Source organism: Pseudomonas sp. NPDC077649 (genome assembly GCF_044542855.1).
GTDB lineage: Bacteria > Pseudomonadota > Gammaproteobacteria > Pseudomonadales > Pseudomonadaceae > Aquipseudomonas.
The window spans coordinates 360,219-375,960 of record NZ_JBITVF010000001.1 but is presented as its reverse complement, the minus strand read 5'-3'; the positions used below and the strand labels follow the sequence as shown (position 1 = coordinate 375,960).

The window sequence follows — 15,742 nt, the reverse complement described above, 5'->3', positions numbered from 1 at the left end:
GGCGCAGTCTCAGCACTCACCGTCCAGGCTGGCGATCCAGCGGTCGATCAGCTCCAGCCCCTCGCGATGGACACTGGAGCGGCCTAGCTCGGGCATCATGATGCTGGGGTCGGTGCTGTGCAGGCGAAAACTCAGCACCGATTTCTCCGGCGCACCGGGGTGGATATCCACCAGGCGGTCGCCGGAGCCCTTGCCCGCCGCCACCGGTTGCTTGCACAGGCCATAGGCGATGCCCAGCGGTGTATCCGGGTCGAGATAGAGCCCGGAGGTGCGCCCCGGCCCCTCGCGGTTGTGGCAGTGCGCGCAGTTGGCGTCCAGGTAGCTGCGCGCCTGCGCCTGCACCCCCTCCCCCGCACGCGGCTCGCCCCACAGGGCGTTTTGCGGCACCTCGGCCAGGTCGCGCGGCAGCCCCTGCAACAGGCCCGCGGCCTGCCAGCGCTGCAACTGGTTGGCCAGCCCCTCGGCGTAGGCGAAATCCTTGTTCAACTGGCGCGCCTTCGGCCCCAGCGGCGCCACGCCCTTGCCTGCCTGCTCCTCGTGGCAACCGGCGCACTGATTGGCGTCCGGCACCTGGTAGTCGACCGCCAGCACCTCGCCGCGCTCGTCATGCAGCTGCAGATCGAAGCTGGCGCCGGCCCAGTCCAGGGTCGCCTCGCGCTGGGCGGCGTCCCACACATAGGGCAGCGCCACCCAGCCCTGCTCCTGGCGCAGCAGGATGCGCGTCTCGATCAGCCGCACCCGCTTCAGCTCGACCGCCTCGGCGCCCTGCTGCTCGCTGCGCAGCAGACGGCCCTGGGTGTCGCGCGGGTAGTAGAAGGTCTTGCTCAGCACGGTGCCGACGGGATAGTCGAAGCGCGCCTCGGCGTACTGCGCCTGGCTGCCCGCGGGCATCCAGAGGGTGCGCAGCTTGTGCGCGTAGTCGGTGAACAGCGGCGTATTGAGGTTGTAGGGCAGCACGCCAGCGGCCGGCTGCAGCCGGCCGTCGCGTTGCTCCAGTACGCCCCAGGCGCTGAGTCGCTCGGGATAGTCCTCGCCGCTGGGCAGGTGCAGCGGCGCGCGCTGCTGCTCGCAGGCGCCGAGCAGCAGTGCGGCGATCACCAGCCAGCCACGCATCATGCGTCCTCGCCCGCCTCGGCCAGCGCCGCCTGCAGCTCCACGGCCGGCAGGCGCGGCAGCTCGCAGCGATGCGGCGCCATGTCGGTGCTGATGTTGCTGTAGCCGCCAGGGCCGTCGACGTTGACGATGCCGGCGTCGCCGTTGTCGATGCAGATCGCCAGCTGGGCCGGCAGCTTGCCGTCCACCAGCTTGTCCGGGTTGACGTAGCCGTCCCAGAGAATGTCCGGCAGACGGCCGTTGAGGCCGAACTTGGCCAGCTTCAGCGCCTTCAGCTCGAGGTTGTCCGGACTGTTGCCGCCCGGGCCGAAACGGTTACCGTGGATATGGATGGCTTCCGGATAGGGGTCGAAATCCGCCTCGGTGGAGAGATCGCTGTAGCCGGTGCTGAAGTAGCTGCTGACGATGACGTTGGCGGTGCGGTGCTCGCCGATGTCGTTGTCGAAGATCTCCACCTGGTCGTTGGAGTTGATCACCACCCCCGAGCCGGCCGGAATGCTCGCCACCGGCGTGCCCTTGTGCCCGAAGTTCTTGTGGTTGTTGCCCTCGACCCTGTTGCGGTAGACCCGCGTGGTATGCCCCGGCTGCGGCAGGTTGGGCATGTTGAACACCAGGATCCCGCCGGTATTGCCGGTGGCGAGGTTGTCATGGACGTCGGCGCCGATGGTGTTCTCGATCTCGATGCCGGCGACGTTGCGCTCGGCGCGGCTGTTGCGCACCACCACGTTGCGCGACTGGCCGACGTAGATGCCGGCGTCCGAGGCGCCGATGGCCACCACGCCGTCGACCAGCACGTTCTCGGTCTGCACCGGGTAGATGCCGTAGGCGCCGTTCTCGGTGGCCGGGCCGTTGGTCCACTCGGTGCGTACGCGGCGGATGATGATGTTCCGGCCGCCGACCACCTTGAGCGCGTCGCCCTTGCTGTCCTCCAGGGCCAGGTCCTCGATGGTGAAGTCCGAGGCGTTCACCAGCAGCCCCTCGGCGCCGGACTTCTGCCCCTTGAAGTTGAGGATGGTGCGATCCATGCCGGCGCCGCGCAGGGTCACGCCGCTGACCTTGAGGCTCAAGCCGCGATCGAGCTGAAAGGTACCGGCGGGAATCTCGATCACCTCGCCCGGCTTGGCCTTGATCAGCCGGGTCTGCAGCTGCTTCTGGAAATCCAGATCGGCCGCGGGCGGCGGCGACTCGCTGCAGGCGGCGAGCAACAGGGACAGGGCGAGCAGGGCTGGCGCGGCACTACGCATGACGGACTCCGGTGTTGTTCTTATATTTTGGAACTATAGTTCCAAATAGAGCGTAAACCAAGCCCATCGCCCGGATGCAATCCGGGCATATGCCACGAGGATTCCCCGGATTGCATCCGGGCTACGGCACAGCAGAAACGACAACGCCAGCACGAGGCTGGCGTTGCGCTCTAGCGCGGCGCTACCGGGCGTGGCTTCTTCTTGCCGCCGCCACCCGACTTGCCGCCCTTCTTCTGCTCCTGCAGCTTGGCGAAGGCGGCGGCCTTGGCCTGCTCGCGCTTGTCCCAGGGCTTGCCGCCGTCGCTGGCGCGTGGCGGCAGGCCGTTATGCTGGGTCAGAATCTTGCCGCCGGCAGCCCCGCCGACCTTCTTGCTGCCAGCCGGTGTCGAGTTCTTGCGCCGTGCGCTCTGGTACTCGTCGGTCTGCGGCTGATAGGTGGGAATCAGGTGATGCTTACCGTTACCGATCAGATCGCTACGGCCCATGCGCGTCAGGGCCTCACGCAGCAGCGGCCAACCTTTCGGGTCGTGATAGCGCAGGAAGGCCTTGTGCAGGCGACGCTGCTGCTCGCTCTTGACGATGGTCACGCCGTCGCTCTTGTAGGTGACCTTGCGCAGCGGGTTCTTGCCCGAGTGGTACATAGCGGTGGCGGTGGCCATCGGCGAGGGATAGAAGGCCTGTACCTGGTCGGCGCGGAAACCGTTGCGCTTGAGCCACAGGGCGAGGTTGAGCATGTCCTCGTCGGTGGTGCCCGGGTGCGCGGCGATAAAGTAGGGGATCAGGTACTGCTCCTTGCCCGCCTCCTTCGAGTACTTCTCGAACATCTGCTTGAAGCGGTCGTAGCTGCCGATCCCCGGCTTCATCATCTTGTCCAGCGGACCACGCTCGGTGTGCTCCGGGGCGATCTTCAGATAGCCACCGACGTGGTGGGTGACCAGCTCCTTGACGTACTCCGGCGACTCCACCGCCAGGTCGTAGCGCAGGCCGGAGGCGATCAGGATCTTCTTCACCCCGGGCAGGGCGCGGGCCTTGCGGTACAGCTCGATCAACGAGCTGTGGTCGGTATTGAGGTTCTCGCAGATGCCGGGGAACACGCAGGACGGCTTGCGGCAGTGCTTCTCGATCTCCGGATCCTTGCAGGCGATGCGGTACATGTTGGCGGTCGGCCCGCCGAGGTCGGAGACCACGCCGGTGAAGCCCGGCACCTTGTCGCGCATCTCCTCGATCTCGCGGATGATCGACTCGTGCGAGCGGTTCTGGATGATGCGCCCCTCGTGCTCGGTGATCGAGCAGAAGGTGCAGCCGCCGAAGCAGCCACGCATGATGTTCACCGAGAAGCGGATCATCTCGTAGGCCGGGATCTTCTCCTTGCCATAGGCCGGGTGCGGCACGCGCGCATAGGGCATGCCGAACACGTAGTCCATTTCCTCGGTGGTCATGGGGATGGGCGGCGGGTTGAACCAGACGTCCACCTCGCCATGCTTCTGCACCAGGGCGCGGGCGTTGCCCGGGTTGGTCTCCAGGTGCAGCACGCGGTTGGCATGGGCGTAGAGCACCGGGTCGTTGCGCACCTTCTCGAAGGACGGCAGGCGGATCACCGTCTTGTCGCGGGTCATGCGCGGGCTTTCGAGGATCTGCACGACCTTGGCTTCGTTGGGGTCTTCAACAGGCCCCTTCTCCTGCTCGATGGCGCAGGCGGCGGTGTCCTGGGTGTTGACGTAGGGGTTGATGATCTTGTCGATGCGCCCCGGGCGGTCGATGCGGGTGGAGTCGACCTCGAACCAACCCGCGGGGGTGTCGCGACGGACGAAGGCAGTGCCGCGGATATCGGTGATGGTCTCGATCGACTCGCCGCGCGACAGGCGCTGGGCCACCTCGACCACCGCGCGCTCGGCGTTGCCGTAGAGCAGGATGTCGGCGGTGGCGTCCATCAGGATCGAACGGCGCACCTTGTCCTGCCAGTAGTCGTAGTGGGCGATGCGGCGCAAGGATGCCTCGATACCGCCGAGCACCACCGGCACATGGCTGAAGGCCTCCTTGCAGCGCTGGCTATAGACCAGGCTGGCGCGATCCGGGCGCTTGCCGGCCAGGCCACCGGGGGTGTAGGCGTCGTCGCTGCGGACCTTCTTGTCGGCGGTGTAGCGGTTGATCATCGAGTCCATATTGCCCGCCGCCACGCCGAAGAACAGGTTCGGCTCGCCGAGCTTCATGAAGTCGTCTTTGCTGCGCCAGTCCGGCTGCGCGATGATGCCGACGCGAAAGCCCTGGGCCTCGAGCAGGCGGCCGATGATGGCCATGCCGAACGAGGGATGGTCGACGTAGGCATCACCGGTGACGATGATGATGTCGCAGCTGTCCCAGCCGAGCTGATCCATCTCTTCCCGGCTCATCGGCAGGAAGGGTGCGGGCCCGAAACACTCGGCCCAGTACTTGGGATAGTCGAACAGCGGCTTGGCGGCTTGCATGTTTTTTGATCGATCGGGCTCTCGAAGGGGCGCGGATCATAGCATAAAAAGTGATCAACCCACCCACCCCGGCGGCGCCAAATCTTTTGTGATCACGACCCTGGCCAATGGCTATACTCGGAGCCAGAGACCAAATCCGGCGGCCGCCAGACGGCCCGGCACAAGGGGTAAGCGGGTGGGGCGTTTTCTCTCTCCGGGACTGATGATCCTGATCCTGGCCTGTTGCTGCGGTTGGGCCACTGCCGCGCCCATTACCCTGGACGCCGGCAGCAGCGGCCTGTGGCTCAACGACCGGATCGAACTGCTGGAGGACGTCGGTGGCCAGCTGAGCATAGCCGACATGGCCGATCCCGCCGTGCAGGCGCGCTTCGCGCCGGCCGAGGGCCGCGCCACCGTCGGCCAGAGCCGCAACCCCTGGTGGATCAAGGTCAGCCTGCAGCGCAGCGCCGACGCCCCGCGCCAATGGTGGCTGGAAAACGCCGGCATCACCATCTACCGCCTGCAGCTGTACCTGCCGGACGGCCAGGGCGGCTGGCACGAGCGCCAGACCGGCACCGCCGTGCCCTACGCCGAGGGTCGCGATTACCCCTACCGGCGCATGCTGTTCAAGCTGCCGGAGCTCGGCGAACAACCCCTGACCCTGTACTTTCGCAGCCTCGATCCCGGCGGCAACTCCTTTCCGCTCAAGGTCTGGCAGCTGTCCGACCTGGAGCAGCAGGCCAGCCGCGAGAACCTCGGCTTCGGCCTGATCTACGGGGTGATCCTCGCCCTGCTGCTGTACAACCTGTTCATCCTCATCGCCCTGCACGACAAGGCCTACCTCTGGTACGTGCTGGCCACCGCCTGCGTGCTGGTGTTCATCCTCAGCATGACCGGCCACGGCTTCCAGTACCTCTGGCCCGGCAGCGCGGTGCCGTTCTGGCTGGATCGCATCACCCTGCCCTCGCTCTGGGGCATCTTCGTCATGCGCTTCACCCAGGAGCTGCTCTACACCAGGCGCGGCCTGCGCTGGCCGCACCAGTTGCTGAATGCCGGCTGCGCGCTGTACGTCGTCGCCATCCTCGTCAATGCCTTCGGCTACCGCGCCGAAGGCGCGCTGATCATCGCCCTGACCCCCATCGTCACCGTGCCCGCCGCGCTGTTCAGCGCCGCCATGCGCGTCTACCAGGGCTTCTTTCCGGCACGCTTCTACCTCCTCGGCTACGGCGCCGTGCTGGCCAGCACCCTGGTGCTGGTGATGCGCGCCGCCGGGCTGATCGAGCCGGGCAATTTCACCGCCTACCTGTTCCCCATTTCGGTGGCGGCCGAGACCATCCTGTTCTCCTTCGCCCTGGCCTACCGCATCCAGATGCTCAAGCAGGAAAAGGCCGAAGCGCTGCAGCAGGCCGACCGCGAGAAGACCGCGCGCCTGGCCCAGGTGCAGGCCAGCGCCGACGAGCTGCAGGCCGCAGTAGCCGCGCGCACCGCCGAACTGGCCGCGGCCAACGCGCGCCTGTGCCTGCGCGAACGCGAACTGGAACACGCCGCCTTCCACGATCCGCTGACCGAGCTGCCCAACCGTCGCTACCTGGTCGAGCGCTGCGAATCGGCGCTGGCCCATGCCGAGCGGCACGGCGAAAGCGTGGCGCTGCTGCTGATCGACCTGGATCACTTCAAGCCGATCAACGACCGCTTCGGCCATGCCGCCGGCGACCTGATGCTGCAGGTGATCGCCAAGCGCCTGCGCGAGCACGTGCGCGCCGGCGATACCGTGGCGCGCCTGGGCGGCGACGAGTTCGCCGTGCTGATCTGCGGCCAGGACGCGGAAAACCAGGCCCGCGACATCGCCGGGCGCCTGCTGGCCGACCTCTCCGAGCCGGTGCACTACGGCGCCGAGCGCCTGCGGGTGACCATCAGCATCGGCGTGGCGCTCTACCCGCTGCACGCCCGCCACTTCGCCGGGCTGTACAAGGCCGCCGACCAGGCGCTGTATCGAGTCAAGGAACTGGGCCGCTCCGGCTCGCAGGTGCACGGCGAAGGCGGCGAGCTGAGCGAGCAGGCCTGCCTGCAGCTGGATGTGCTCAAGATACCCAGCGGCCTGGCCTGACCCTCAGCCGATATAACGCCGCGGCACGCGCGCGGTGACCTTGGTCAGCAGCTCGTAACCGATGGTGCCGCAGGCCGCCGCCACCTCGTCCACCGGCAGGTTTGCCCCCCACAGCTCCACCGGCGAGTCGATACCGGCCTCGGGCAGGTCGGTGATATCCACCGTCAGCATGTCCATCGACACCCGGCCGGCCAGCGCCGCACGCCGGCCTTCGACCAGCAGCGGCGTGCCGCTGGGGGCATGGCGCGGATAGCCGTCGGCATAACCGCAGCTGACCGTGGCGATGCGCGAGGGGCGCTCGGCCACCCAGGTCGCGCCGTAACCGACGCTCTCGCCCACCGCCACCTCGCGCACGGCGATCACCCGCGCGGCCAGGGTCATGGCCGGTTGCAGGCCCAGCTCAGCGGCGCCGAGCTCGGCGAAGGGGCTGGCGCCATAGAGCATGATGCCGGGGCGCAGCCAGTCCATATGGGCGGCGGGAATGGTCAGCACCGCCGCCGAGTTGGCCAGCGAGCGCTGCTCGAAGTCCAGATCGAGCAACTCGAGGAAGCGCTCGACCTGCAGCTCGGTGAACGGGTGGCCGCGCTCGTCGGCGCAGGCGAAGTGGCTGAGCAGATTGAGCTCGGCCACCTGCGGCGCCGCGCGCAGACGCCCATGCCAGCCGCGCAACTCGGCGGCGGCGAAGCCCAGGCGATGCATGCCGGAGTCCAGCTTGAGCCAGACATTCAGCGGCCACGACGGCTCGCTGGCGAGCAGCGCGCCGGCCTGCGCCGCGTTCTGCACCACCAGATCCAGGCCGAGCTGGGCGGCGATGGGGTATTCGCTGGCCTCGAAGCAGCCCTCCAGCAGCAGGATGCGCGCCTCGCCGTGCATGGCGCGCACCTCGGCGGCCTCCTCCAGGCTGGCCACGGCGAAGCCGTCGGCGACCTCGTGCAGCGCGGTGACCACCTCGCGCACGCCATGTCCGTAGGCGTTGGCCTTGACCACTGCGAAGGCCTGGCGCCCCGGCGCGCAGCGCTTGGCCAGGCGGTAGTTGTGGACGATGGCGGCGAGATCGACGATGGCGGCAAGCGGACGCATGGCAGGGCCTGAACGGAAAACGGGCGCCCATCTTAACCGCTGGGCGCCCGTTTTTATTGATCCAGGCCTTGGCCGCGCGAGGTAGCCCGGATGCAATCCGGGAAATCGGCCCGAGAGCTCCGGCTTATTCGTCGTCGAACTGGTAGCTGCCCGGCGCCAGGTTCTCGAAGCGCGAGTACTTGCCGAGGAAGGCCAGGCGGGCGGTGCCCAGCGGACCGTTACGCTGCTTGCCGATGATGATCTCGGCCACGCCCTTGTACTCGGTCTCCGGGTGGTAGACCTCGTCGCGATAGACGAACAGGATGATGTCGGCGTCCTGCTCGATCGCGCCGGATTCGCGCAGGTCGGAGTTGATCGGGCGCTTGTTGGGGCGCTGTTCGAGACCGCGGTTGAGCTGCGACAGGGCGATCACCGGGCAGTTGAATTCCTTGGCCAGGCCCTTGAGCGAGCGCGAGATCTCGGAAATCTCGTTGACCCGGCTGTCGCCGCTGGAGCCGGGAATCTGCATCAGCTGCAGGTAGTCGACCATGATCAGGCCGATCTCGCCGTGCTCACGGGCCAGGCGGCGCGTACGCGCGCGCATCTCGCTCGGCGAAATACCGGCGGTATCGTCGATAAACAGCTTGCGGTCGTTGAGCAGGTTGACCGCGCTGGTCAGCCGCGGCCAGTCGTCGTCGTCGAGCTGACCGGCACGCACCTTGGTCTGGTCGATGCGCCCCAGCGAGGCGAGCATACGAATGACGATGGATTCCGAAGGCATTTCCAGCGAGTAGACCAGAATCGCCTTGTCGCTGCGCATCAGCGCGTTTTCCACCAGGTTCATGGCGAAGGTGGTCTTACCCATCGACGGACGACCGGCGACGATGATCATGTCGGCCGGCTGCAGGCCGCTGGTCAGGTTGTCCAGATCGTCGAAACCGGTGGACAGGCCGGTGATCGCATCGCCGTTGTTGAACAGCGTGTCGATGCGGTCGATGGCCTTGACCAGGATGTCGTTGATGCCCACCGGGCCGCCGGTCTTCGGCCGGTCTTCGGCGATCTCGAAGATCTTGCGCTCGGCCTCGTCGAGGATTTCCTCGCCGGTACGGCCTTCCGGCGCATAGGCGCTGTCGGCGATCTCGTTGCTGATGCCGATCAGTTTGCGCAGCGTGGCGCGCTCGCGAATGATCTGCGCGTAGGCCTTGATGTTGGCCACCGAGGGGGTGTTCTTCGCCAGCTCACCCAGGTAAGCCAGGCCGCCGACCTGCGACAGCTGGCCTTCCTTGTCCAACTGCTCGGACAGGGTGACCACGTCGAAGGGCTGGTTGCGCTCGGCCAGCTTGAAGATGGCGCGGAAAATCAGCCGGTGGTCATGCCGGTAGAAGTCGCCGTCGGACACCCCATCGAGCACCCGCTCCCAGGCGTTGTTGTCCAGCATCAGGCCGCCCAGCACCGCCTGTTCGGCCTCGATCGAGTGCGGCGGCACCTTCAGCGCGGCGGTCTGCAGGTCGTATTGTTCGGGGATGCTGATGTCGTTCATAGGCTCGGGGAAAAAATACGGCGATAGAAAAACAAAGGGCACGGATCGCCGAGGCGATACCGTGCCCGATTGTCAGCAGACCCGCACCGGAGTGCAAGCCCGCCTGGCAGCTGCCGATTAGGCGGCGACCACGACCACCTTGACGGTGGCTTCGACGTCGGTGTGCAGGTGCAGCGCAACGTCGTACTCGCCAACCTGACGAATGGTGCCGTTGGGCAGACGCACTTCGGCCTTGGCCACTTCCACGCCGGAGGCGGTCAGGGCGTCGGCGATGTCGTGGGTGCCGATGGAACCGAACAGCTTGCCTTCATCGCCCGCGGTGGCGGTGATGGTGACTTCCAGCTCGGCCAGCTGAGCGGCGCGAGCTTCGGCAGCAGCCTTCTTCTCGGCAGCGGCTTTTTCCAGCTCGGCGCGGCGGGCTTCGAACGCAGCCACGTTTGCAGCGGTAGCGGCGGTGGCTTTGCCCTGCGGCAGCAGGAAGTTACGGCCGTAACCGGCCTTGACGTTCACTTTGTCGCCCAGGTTGCCCAGATTGGCGATTTTTTCCAGCAGGATGACTTCCATTTGGGTCTTACCTCTTAACTTTTAACCTTCACCGTTCGCGGAGCCCGGGCCGTTCTTGCGCACCAGGCGACCGCGAAAATCAAACAGACTGTCGACGATGGCCAAGACCACCAGTAACGGATAGATCAGCTGCATGAACAGCAACAGCGTGATGTACAGCCCGACCAGCCAGAAGCGGCCGAGCCCCCCTTTTTCCACCAGGCCGTGCACCAGGGCGATCCCGGCGAACAGCAGCGGCACGCTGCACAGCGGCGTGAGCATGGCCAGCTGCGGGCCCAGGTTGGGACCGAGCAGCATGCCCGCCAGCAGCAACAACGCCTGCGGCAGTGGCAGCCTCAGCGCGCGGAACTCGCGACCGAAACCACCGGGGTTGTACAACAGCGCCTGCCAGTAACGCCCAAGGATCAGGCTCAGCAAGCTGAGGATCTGCAGCAAGGCCGCCAGCAATCCGGTCAGCACCGGTGCGATCAAGGCCTCGAGACGCGCGCGTTCGTCCACCGACATCTGCTGGTGAACCCCATCGAGCATGGTCGGCAAGAGCTTGTGCAGCTCGCCGGCCATGGCCTCTATGGGTTCGCGGAACACCGCCCCGAGAACCAGGCCATACACCAGGCCCAGCGCCACACTGCACAGCAGTATGCGGTTCCAGGTCCAGCCGGCGCGCAACAACAACGCCAGCCCCAGCGCACCGACCAGCACCAGAGCGGTGCGCGGTTCGCCGAAATACCACCAGGCAATCGCCGGCAGCATGGCCCAGGCCAGGATGCCCAGGGCATCGTTGGCTCCGCGCCGCAGCAGCACCAGGCTGCCGGCGGCGGCACTCAACCAGAACAACAGCGGCATCGCTGCCGATCCCACCACCACCAGGGTGGCCTGCATACGGCCGCGCATGATGAATTCAGCCAGGGCGCGCATGCGATCTATTCCTTAACTTTTGTCGACTATCCGATCTCAGCGGCCGTGGCTGTCGGTGTAGGGCAGCAGGGCCAGGAAGCGGGCGCGCTTGATAGCGGTGGCCAGCTGACGCTGATAACGGGCCTTGGTACCGGTGATACGGCTGGGAACGATCTTGCCGGTTTCCGAGATGTAGGCCTTCAGGGTGTTGAGATCTTTGAAATCGATCTCTTTCACGTCTTCAGCGGTGAAGCGGCAGAATTTACGACGACGGAAGAAACGTGCCATGTGATTGGCTCCTCAATAGATCCGTGGATTACTCGTCAGCGTTGTCGCTGTCGTTGCTGTCGCTGTCATCGCCGTCGTTGGACTCGGCGTTTTCAGGACGTTCACGACGCTCACGGCGCTCACTGCGGTTTTCTTCGGCCTTGAGCATCTCGGACTGACCGGTAACGGCTTCGTCGCGGCGGATGACCAGGTTACGGATCACGGCGTCGTTGTAGCGGAAGTTGTCTTCCAGCTCGGCCAGGGCCTTGCCGGTGCACTCTACGTTGAGCATCACGTAGTGGGCCTTGTGGACGTTGTTGATGGCGTAAGCCAGCTGACGACGGCCCCAGTCTTCCAGGCGGTGAATCTTGCCGCCGTCTTCTTCGATCAGCTTGGTGTAACGCTCGACCATGCCGCCGACTTGCTCGCTCTGGTCCGGGTGAACCAGAAAGATGATTTCGTAATGACGCATAAATGCTCCTTACGGGTTGTAGCCTGCCAACTAAGGTGGTCAGGCAAGGAGTGGGTTTTTCTCGTGATGAGCTTGCCGGGCGGTAGGCGCGAAAAGGCCTGCCGTCGCGGCAAGGGGCGCCATTCTAGAGAAGCCCCCTGCCGCGCGCAAGGCGAACTGGCGATTATTTGAACAGCGGCAGGTTGGGGCGGGGCGCGCAGCCTGAGGCGCGCAGCGCCAAAGCCCAACAGGGAGCGCATAGAGCTCCGCACGACGGTCATTGCGTCAGCGTTGGGCTTCGCGGAGCTCAGCCCAACCTACGCCTCGCCGCTTATGGCTTAGCGCTTGCCGCCGCGCCGCTGGCGCACCGCCTCGAACAGGCACACCCCGGCGGCCACCGAGACGTTGAGGCTGCTGACGCTGCCGGCCATGGGCAGCCTGACCAGGTAATCGCAGTGCTCGCGGGTCAGGCGGCGCATGCCCCTGCCTTCGGCGCCCATGACCAGCACGGTCGGTCCGGTCAGGTCGTGCTGGTACAGCTCCTGCTCGGCCTCGCCGGCGGTGCCGACCAGCCACAGGCCGCGCTGCTGGAGCTTCTCCAGGCTGCGCGCAAGGTTGGTCACCGCCACCAGCGGGATCACCTCGGCGGCGCCGCAGGCCACCTTGCGCACCGTGGCGTTGAGGGTGGCCGACTTGTCCTTGGGCACTATCACCGCCAGCGCGCCGGCGGCATCGGCGGTGCGCAGGCAGGCACCGAGGTTGTGCGGATCGGTGACGCCGTCGAGCACCAACAGCAGCGGCGGGCCCTCGGCACGGTCGAGCAGCTCCTCGAGCATGGCCTCGCCCCACACCTGACTGGGGCTGACATCGGCCACCACGCCCTGGTGCACGCCTTCGACCCAGGCATCCATCTCGCGCCGTTCGCACTGACCGATGCTCACCCGCGCCTGCTCGGCCAGGGCCACCAGCGCCTGCACGCGCGGCTCACCGCGGCCCTCGGCGAGCCACAGCTGCTTGACCCGCTTGGGATGGTGACGCAGCAGCGCCTCGACGGCATGCACGCCGTAGACCTTTTCCAGCTGGTTCATGGCTTGGCCTTACGCTTGCGCGGCTTACCGGCCGAGCTCGGCACACTGTCGCTGCGCCCCGCGCCCTTGCGCGCCGCAGCAGGCGGCTTGCCGCTGGGCTTGGCGGCAGCGCCCTTGCCCGACTTGCCACCCTTGGCCCCAGCCAGCAGCGCCTTCTTCACCTCGCGGCTCTTCTGCACGTCAGTGTTGCCCAGGCCCGGCGCCTTGGCCGTACGCCCGGCACGCCCCACCGCCTCGCGTTCGGCGGCCTGGGACAGTTCGAAGTCGATCTTGCGCTCGTCGAGATCGACGCGCATGACCTTGACCTCGACGCTGTCGCCGAGGCGGAAGCTGCGCCCGCTGCGCTCGCCGGACAGGCGATGGTGCACCGGGTCGAAGTGGTAGTAATCGGCCGGCAGCGCGGTGACGTGCACCAGGCCCTCGACATAGATGTCGCGCAGCTCGACGAAGATGCCGAAACCGGTCACCGCGGTGATCACCCCGGCGAAGGTCTCGCCGACGCGATCCTTCATGAACTCGCACTTGAGCCAGTTGACCACGTCGCGGGTGGCCTCGTCGGCACGCCGCTCGGTCATCGAGCACTGCTCGCCCAGCTGCTCCAACGCCGCCTCATCGTAGGGGTAGATGCGCGCCCGCGGCATCGGTACCGCGCCGGCACGCTTGACGTGCGGAGTGTCCACCTTCGAGCGGATCACGCTGCGGATGGCGCGGTGCACCAGCAGGTCCGGATAGCGGCGAATCGGCGAGGTGAAGTGGGTGTAGGCCTCGTAGTTCAGACCGAAGTGGCCGTGATTGTCGGCGCTGTACACCGCCTGACTCAGCGAGCGCAGCATCACGGTCTGGATCAGGTGGAAGTCCGGCCGCTCGCGAATGCTCTCCAGCAGCTTCTGGTAGTCCTTGGGCGACGGCCCCTCCTTGGACTTGCCACGCTGCAGCGACAGCCCCAGCTCGCCGAGGAAGGCCTTGAGCTTCTCCAGGCGCTCTTCCGGCGGACGGTCGTGCACCCGGTACAACGAGGGAATCTCGTGCTTCTGCATGAACTGCGCGGTGGCGACGTTGGCCGCCAGCATGCATTCCTCGATCAGCTTGTGCGCATCGTTGCGCTGGGTCGGACGAATCTCCGCGATCTTGCGCCCTTCGCCGAAGATGATGCGGGTTTCCTGGGTCTCGAAATCGATGGCGCCGCGCTCGTGGCGGGCGGCCAGCAGCACCTGGTACAGCGCGTAGAGCTGCTTGAGGTGCGGCAGGACCTCCTTGTACTCGCCGCGCAGGGCCTTGCCCTCGCTGCCCTTGGGATCTTCCAGCATCAGGCTGACCTTGTTGTAGGTCAGCCGCGCATGGGAGTGGATCACCGCCTCGTAGAACTGGTAGTCCACCAACTGGCCGCTCTTGGACATGCTCATCTCGCAGACCATGGCCAACCGGTCGACGTGCGGGTTGAGCGAGCACAGTCCGTTGGACAGCTCCTCCGGCAGCATCGGCACCACCCGCTCGGGGAAGTACACCGAGTTGCCGCGCTCGGTGGCCTCGACATCCAGTGCCGAGCCGACCTTGACGTAGTGCGACACGTCGGCGATCGCCACATAGAGCTTCCAACCGCCGGAGAACAGTTTCCAGCGGCTGCTGTTCTTCTCGCAAAAGACCGCGTCGTCGAAGTCGCGGGCGTCCTCGCCATCGATGGTGACGAAAGGCAGGTGGCGCAGGTCAATGCGCTTCTCCTTGTCCTTCTCCTCCACCTCGGGCTTGAGCTTGCGCGCTTCCTTGATCACCGCCTCGGGCCAGACGTGCGGGATATCGTAGCTGCGCAGGGCGACGTCGATCTCCATGCCCGGCGCCATGTAGTTGCCGATCACCTCGACGATATCGCCCTGCGGCTGGAAGCGCGGCGTCGGCCAATGGGTGATCTTGATCTCGACGAACTGGCCGATGCGCGCGCCGGCGGTGCGCCCCGGGGTGACCAGCACTTCCTGCTGGATCTTCGGGTTGTCGGCGACCACGAAGCCGATGCCGCTCTCTTCGTAGTAACGCCCGACGATGCTCTCGTGGGCGCGACTGATCACTTCGACTATGCCGCCCTCGCGGCGGCCACGGCGGTCGAAGCCGGCCACCCGCACCAGGGCGCGGTCGCCGTCGAACACCAGGCGCATCTGCGCCGGGCTGAGGAACAGGTCGTCGCTGCCGTCGTCCGGCACCAGGAAACCGAAGCCGTCGCGGTGACCGCTGATACGACCGCGTATCAGGTCGAGCTTGTCCACCGGCGCATAGGTGCCGCGGCGGGTATAGATCAGCTGGCCGTCGCGCTCCATGGCGCGCAGACGGCGGCGCAGGGCCTCGAGCTGGTCTTCGGTATGCAAACCGAATTCCTCGACCAACTGCTCGCGACTGGCCGGCGAACCGCGCTCGGCCAGATGCGAAAGAATCAGTTCACGACTGGGGATGGGGTTTTCGTATTTTTCCGCCTCGCGGGCGGCCTCGGGGTCGAGGGATTGCCAATCGGCCATTGAGTAGGGGCTACCTGTGCGTATGTATATATGTGTGGGCCATATGCCTATTGAAGCGCGAAAAAGCCTTCGGGGTCAGCTTTTCCAGCGACAATAATTTTTTCGGGGTCAGGGGTTTACAAGGTAAATGCTCGCCCGTATAGTTCGCGCCCACAGCGTCGAGCAGACGTTGTAACACGAAGCAGATGAGGAATCATCGGTTTCAGTGCCCAGGTGGCGGAATTGGTAGACGCGCTGGTTTCAGGTATCAGTGGTGGCAACACCGTGGAAGTTCGAGTCTTCTCCTGGGCACCAAATTTCGTGAAGTGGCTTGATAACCCACTTTGCAGATAAACGGATGCAACGCTCCGTGTCGGCAACGACGAACATTGCTGCAGTGCCCAGGTGGCGGAATTGGTAGACGCGCTGGTTTCAGGTATCAGTGGTGGCAACACCGTGGAAGTTCGAGTCTTCTCCTGGGCACCAAATTT

General features: G+C 66.0%; 12 protein-coding genes and 2 tRNA genes. 3 read left to right on the top strand and 11 right to left on the bottom strand.

Annotated elements, in window-relative coordinates:
- Positions 1-9 precede the first annotated feature (9 nt).
- The 3 genes from ACIGFL_RS01600 to ACIGFL_RS01590 form a co-directional block, all read right to left on the bottom strand.
- Complete coding sequence (locus ACIGFL_RS01600) at positions 10-1,116, bottom strand: SO2930 family diheme c-type cytochrome (RefSeq protein ID WP_397495907.1); 1,107 nt, start codon at positions 1,114-1,116, stop codon at positions 10-12.
- Positions 1,113-2,357 carry a parallel beta-helix domain-containing protein gene (locus tag ACIGFL_RS01595; RefSeq protein WP_397495906.1) on the bottom strand — a complete coding sequence of 415 codons (1,245 nt, stop codon included), beginning with the start codon at positions 2,355-2,357 and terminating at the stop codon, positions 1,113-1,115. Before ACIGFL_RS01595 ends, ACIGFL_RS01600 begins: the two co-directional genes overlap by 4 nt.
- A 170-nt stretch (positions 2,358-2,527) precedes the next feature.
- On the bottom strand, positions 2,528-4,822 hold the full coding sequence (locus ACIGFL_RS01590; protein ID WP_397495905.1) for a YgiQ family radical SAM protein: 2,295 nt from the start codon (positions 4,820-4,822) through the stop codon (positions 2,528-2,530).
- Positions 4,823-5,024: 202 nt separating this feature from the next.
- On the opposite strand from ACIGFL_RS01590, the gene ACIGFL_RS01585 reads away from it, so the two are divergent.
- Entirely contained in the window at positions 5,025-6,908 is a 1,884-nt protein-coding gene (locus ACIGFL_RS01585) for a diguanylate cyclase domain-containing protein (protein WP_397495904.1), read from the top strand.
- A 3-nt stretch (positions 6,909-6,911) separates the two neighbouring features.
- On the opposite strand, the gene alr is transcribed toward ACIGFL_RS01585, so the two are convergent.
- The 8 genes from alr to rnr all read right to left on the bottom strand — a co-directional run bounded on the left by alr (position 6,912) and on the right by rnr (position 15,272).
- Positions 6,912-7,988 carry an alanine racemase gene (alr, locus tag ACIGFL_RS01580; protein ID WP_397495903.1) on the bottom strand — a complete coding sequence of 359 codons (1,077 nt, stop codon included), beginning with the start codon at positions 7,986-7,988 and terminating at the stop codon, positions 6,912-6,914.
- 124 nt (positions 7,989-8,112) lie between these two features.
- The gene (gene dnaB / locus ACIGFL_RS01575; protein ID WP_021442794.1) at positions 8,113-9,507 is read right to left on the bottom strand and encodes a replicative DNA helicase; all 1,395 of its coding nucleotides are present in this window, start codon (positions 9,505-9,507) and stop codon (positions 8,113-8,115) included.
- A gap of 117 nt (positions 9,508-9,624) precedes the next feature.
- A complete protein-coding gene (rplI, locus tag ACIGFL_RS01570) occupies positions 9,625-10,071 on the bottom strand; it encodes a 50S ribosomal protein L9 (protein ID WP_021442793.1) in 447 nt (148 codons plus the stop codon).
- A 21-nt stretch (positions 10,072-10,092) separates the two neighbouring features.
- The gene (locus tag ACIGFL_RS01565) at positions 10,093-10,986 is read right to left on the bottom strand and encodes a hypothetical protein (protein WP_021442792.1); all 894 of its coding nucleotides are present in this window, start codon (positions 10,984-10,986) and stop codon (positions 10,093-10,095) included.
- Between the two features lie 36 nt (positions 10,987-11,022).
- Positions 11,023-11,253 (bottom strand): 30S ribosomal protein S18, encoded by a 231-nt coding sequence (gene rpsR / locus ACIGFL_RS01560; RefSeq protein ID WP_003246847.1) that lies wholly within the window; start codon positions 11,251-11,253, stop codon positions 11,023-11,025.
- A 28-nt stretch (positions 11,254-11,281) separates the two neighbouring features.
- A complete protein-coding gene (rpsF, locus tag ACIGFL_RS01555; RefSeq protein WP_003246846.1) occupies positions 11,282-11,704 on the bottom strand; it encodes a 30S ribosomal protein S6 in 423 nt (140 codons plus the stop codon).
- Positions 11,705-12,021: 317 nt separating this feature from the next.
- Positions 12,022-12,771 (bottom strand): 23S rRNA (guanosine(2251)-2'-O)-methyltransferase RlmB, encoded by a 750-nt coding sequence (gene rlmB / locus ACIGFL_RS01550; protein ID WP_122109156.1) that lies wholly within the window; start codon positions 12,769-12,771, stop codon positions 12,022-12,024.
- Complete coding sequence (rnr, locus tag ACIGFL_RS01545; protein WP_397495902.1) at positions 12,768-15,272, bottom strand: ribonuclease R; 2,505 nt, start codon at positions 15,270-15,272, stop codon at positions 12,768-12,770. The genes rlmB and rnr overlap by 4 nt, the downstream gene beginning before the upstream one ends.
- Positions 15,273-15,479: 207 nt before the next feature.
- Here rnr and ACIGFL_RS01540 point away from each other — a divergent pair.
- Both ACIGFL_RS01540 and ACIGFL_RS01535 read left to right on the top strand, forming a co-directional pair.
- Positions 15,480-15,566: transfer RNA gene (locus ACIGFL_RS01540), tRNA-Leu, on the top strand.
- A gap of 84 nt (positions 15,567-15,650) precedes the next feature.
- Positions 15,651-15,737 (top strand) — tRNA-Leu (locus ACIGFL_RS01535).
- The last annotated feature ends 5 nt before the right edge of the window (positions 15,738-15,742 follow it).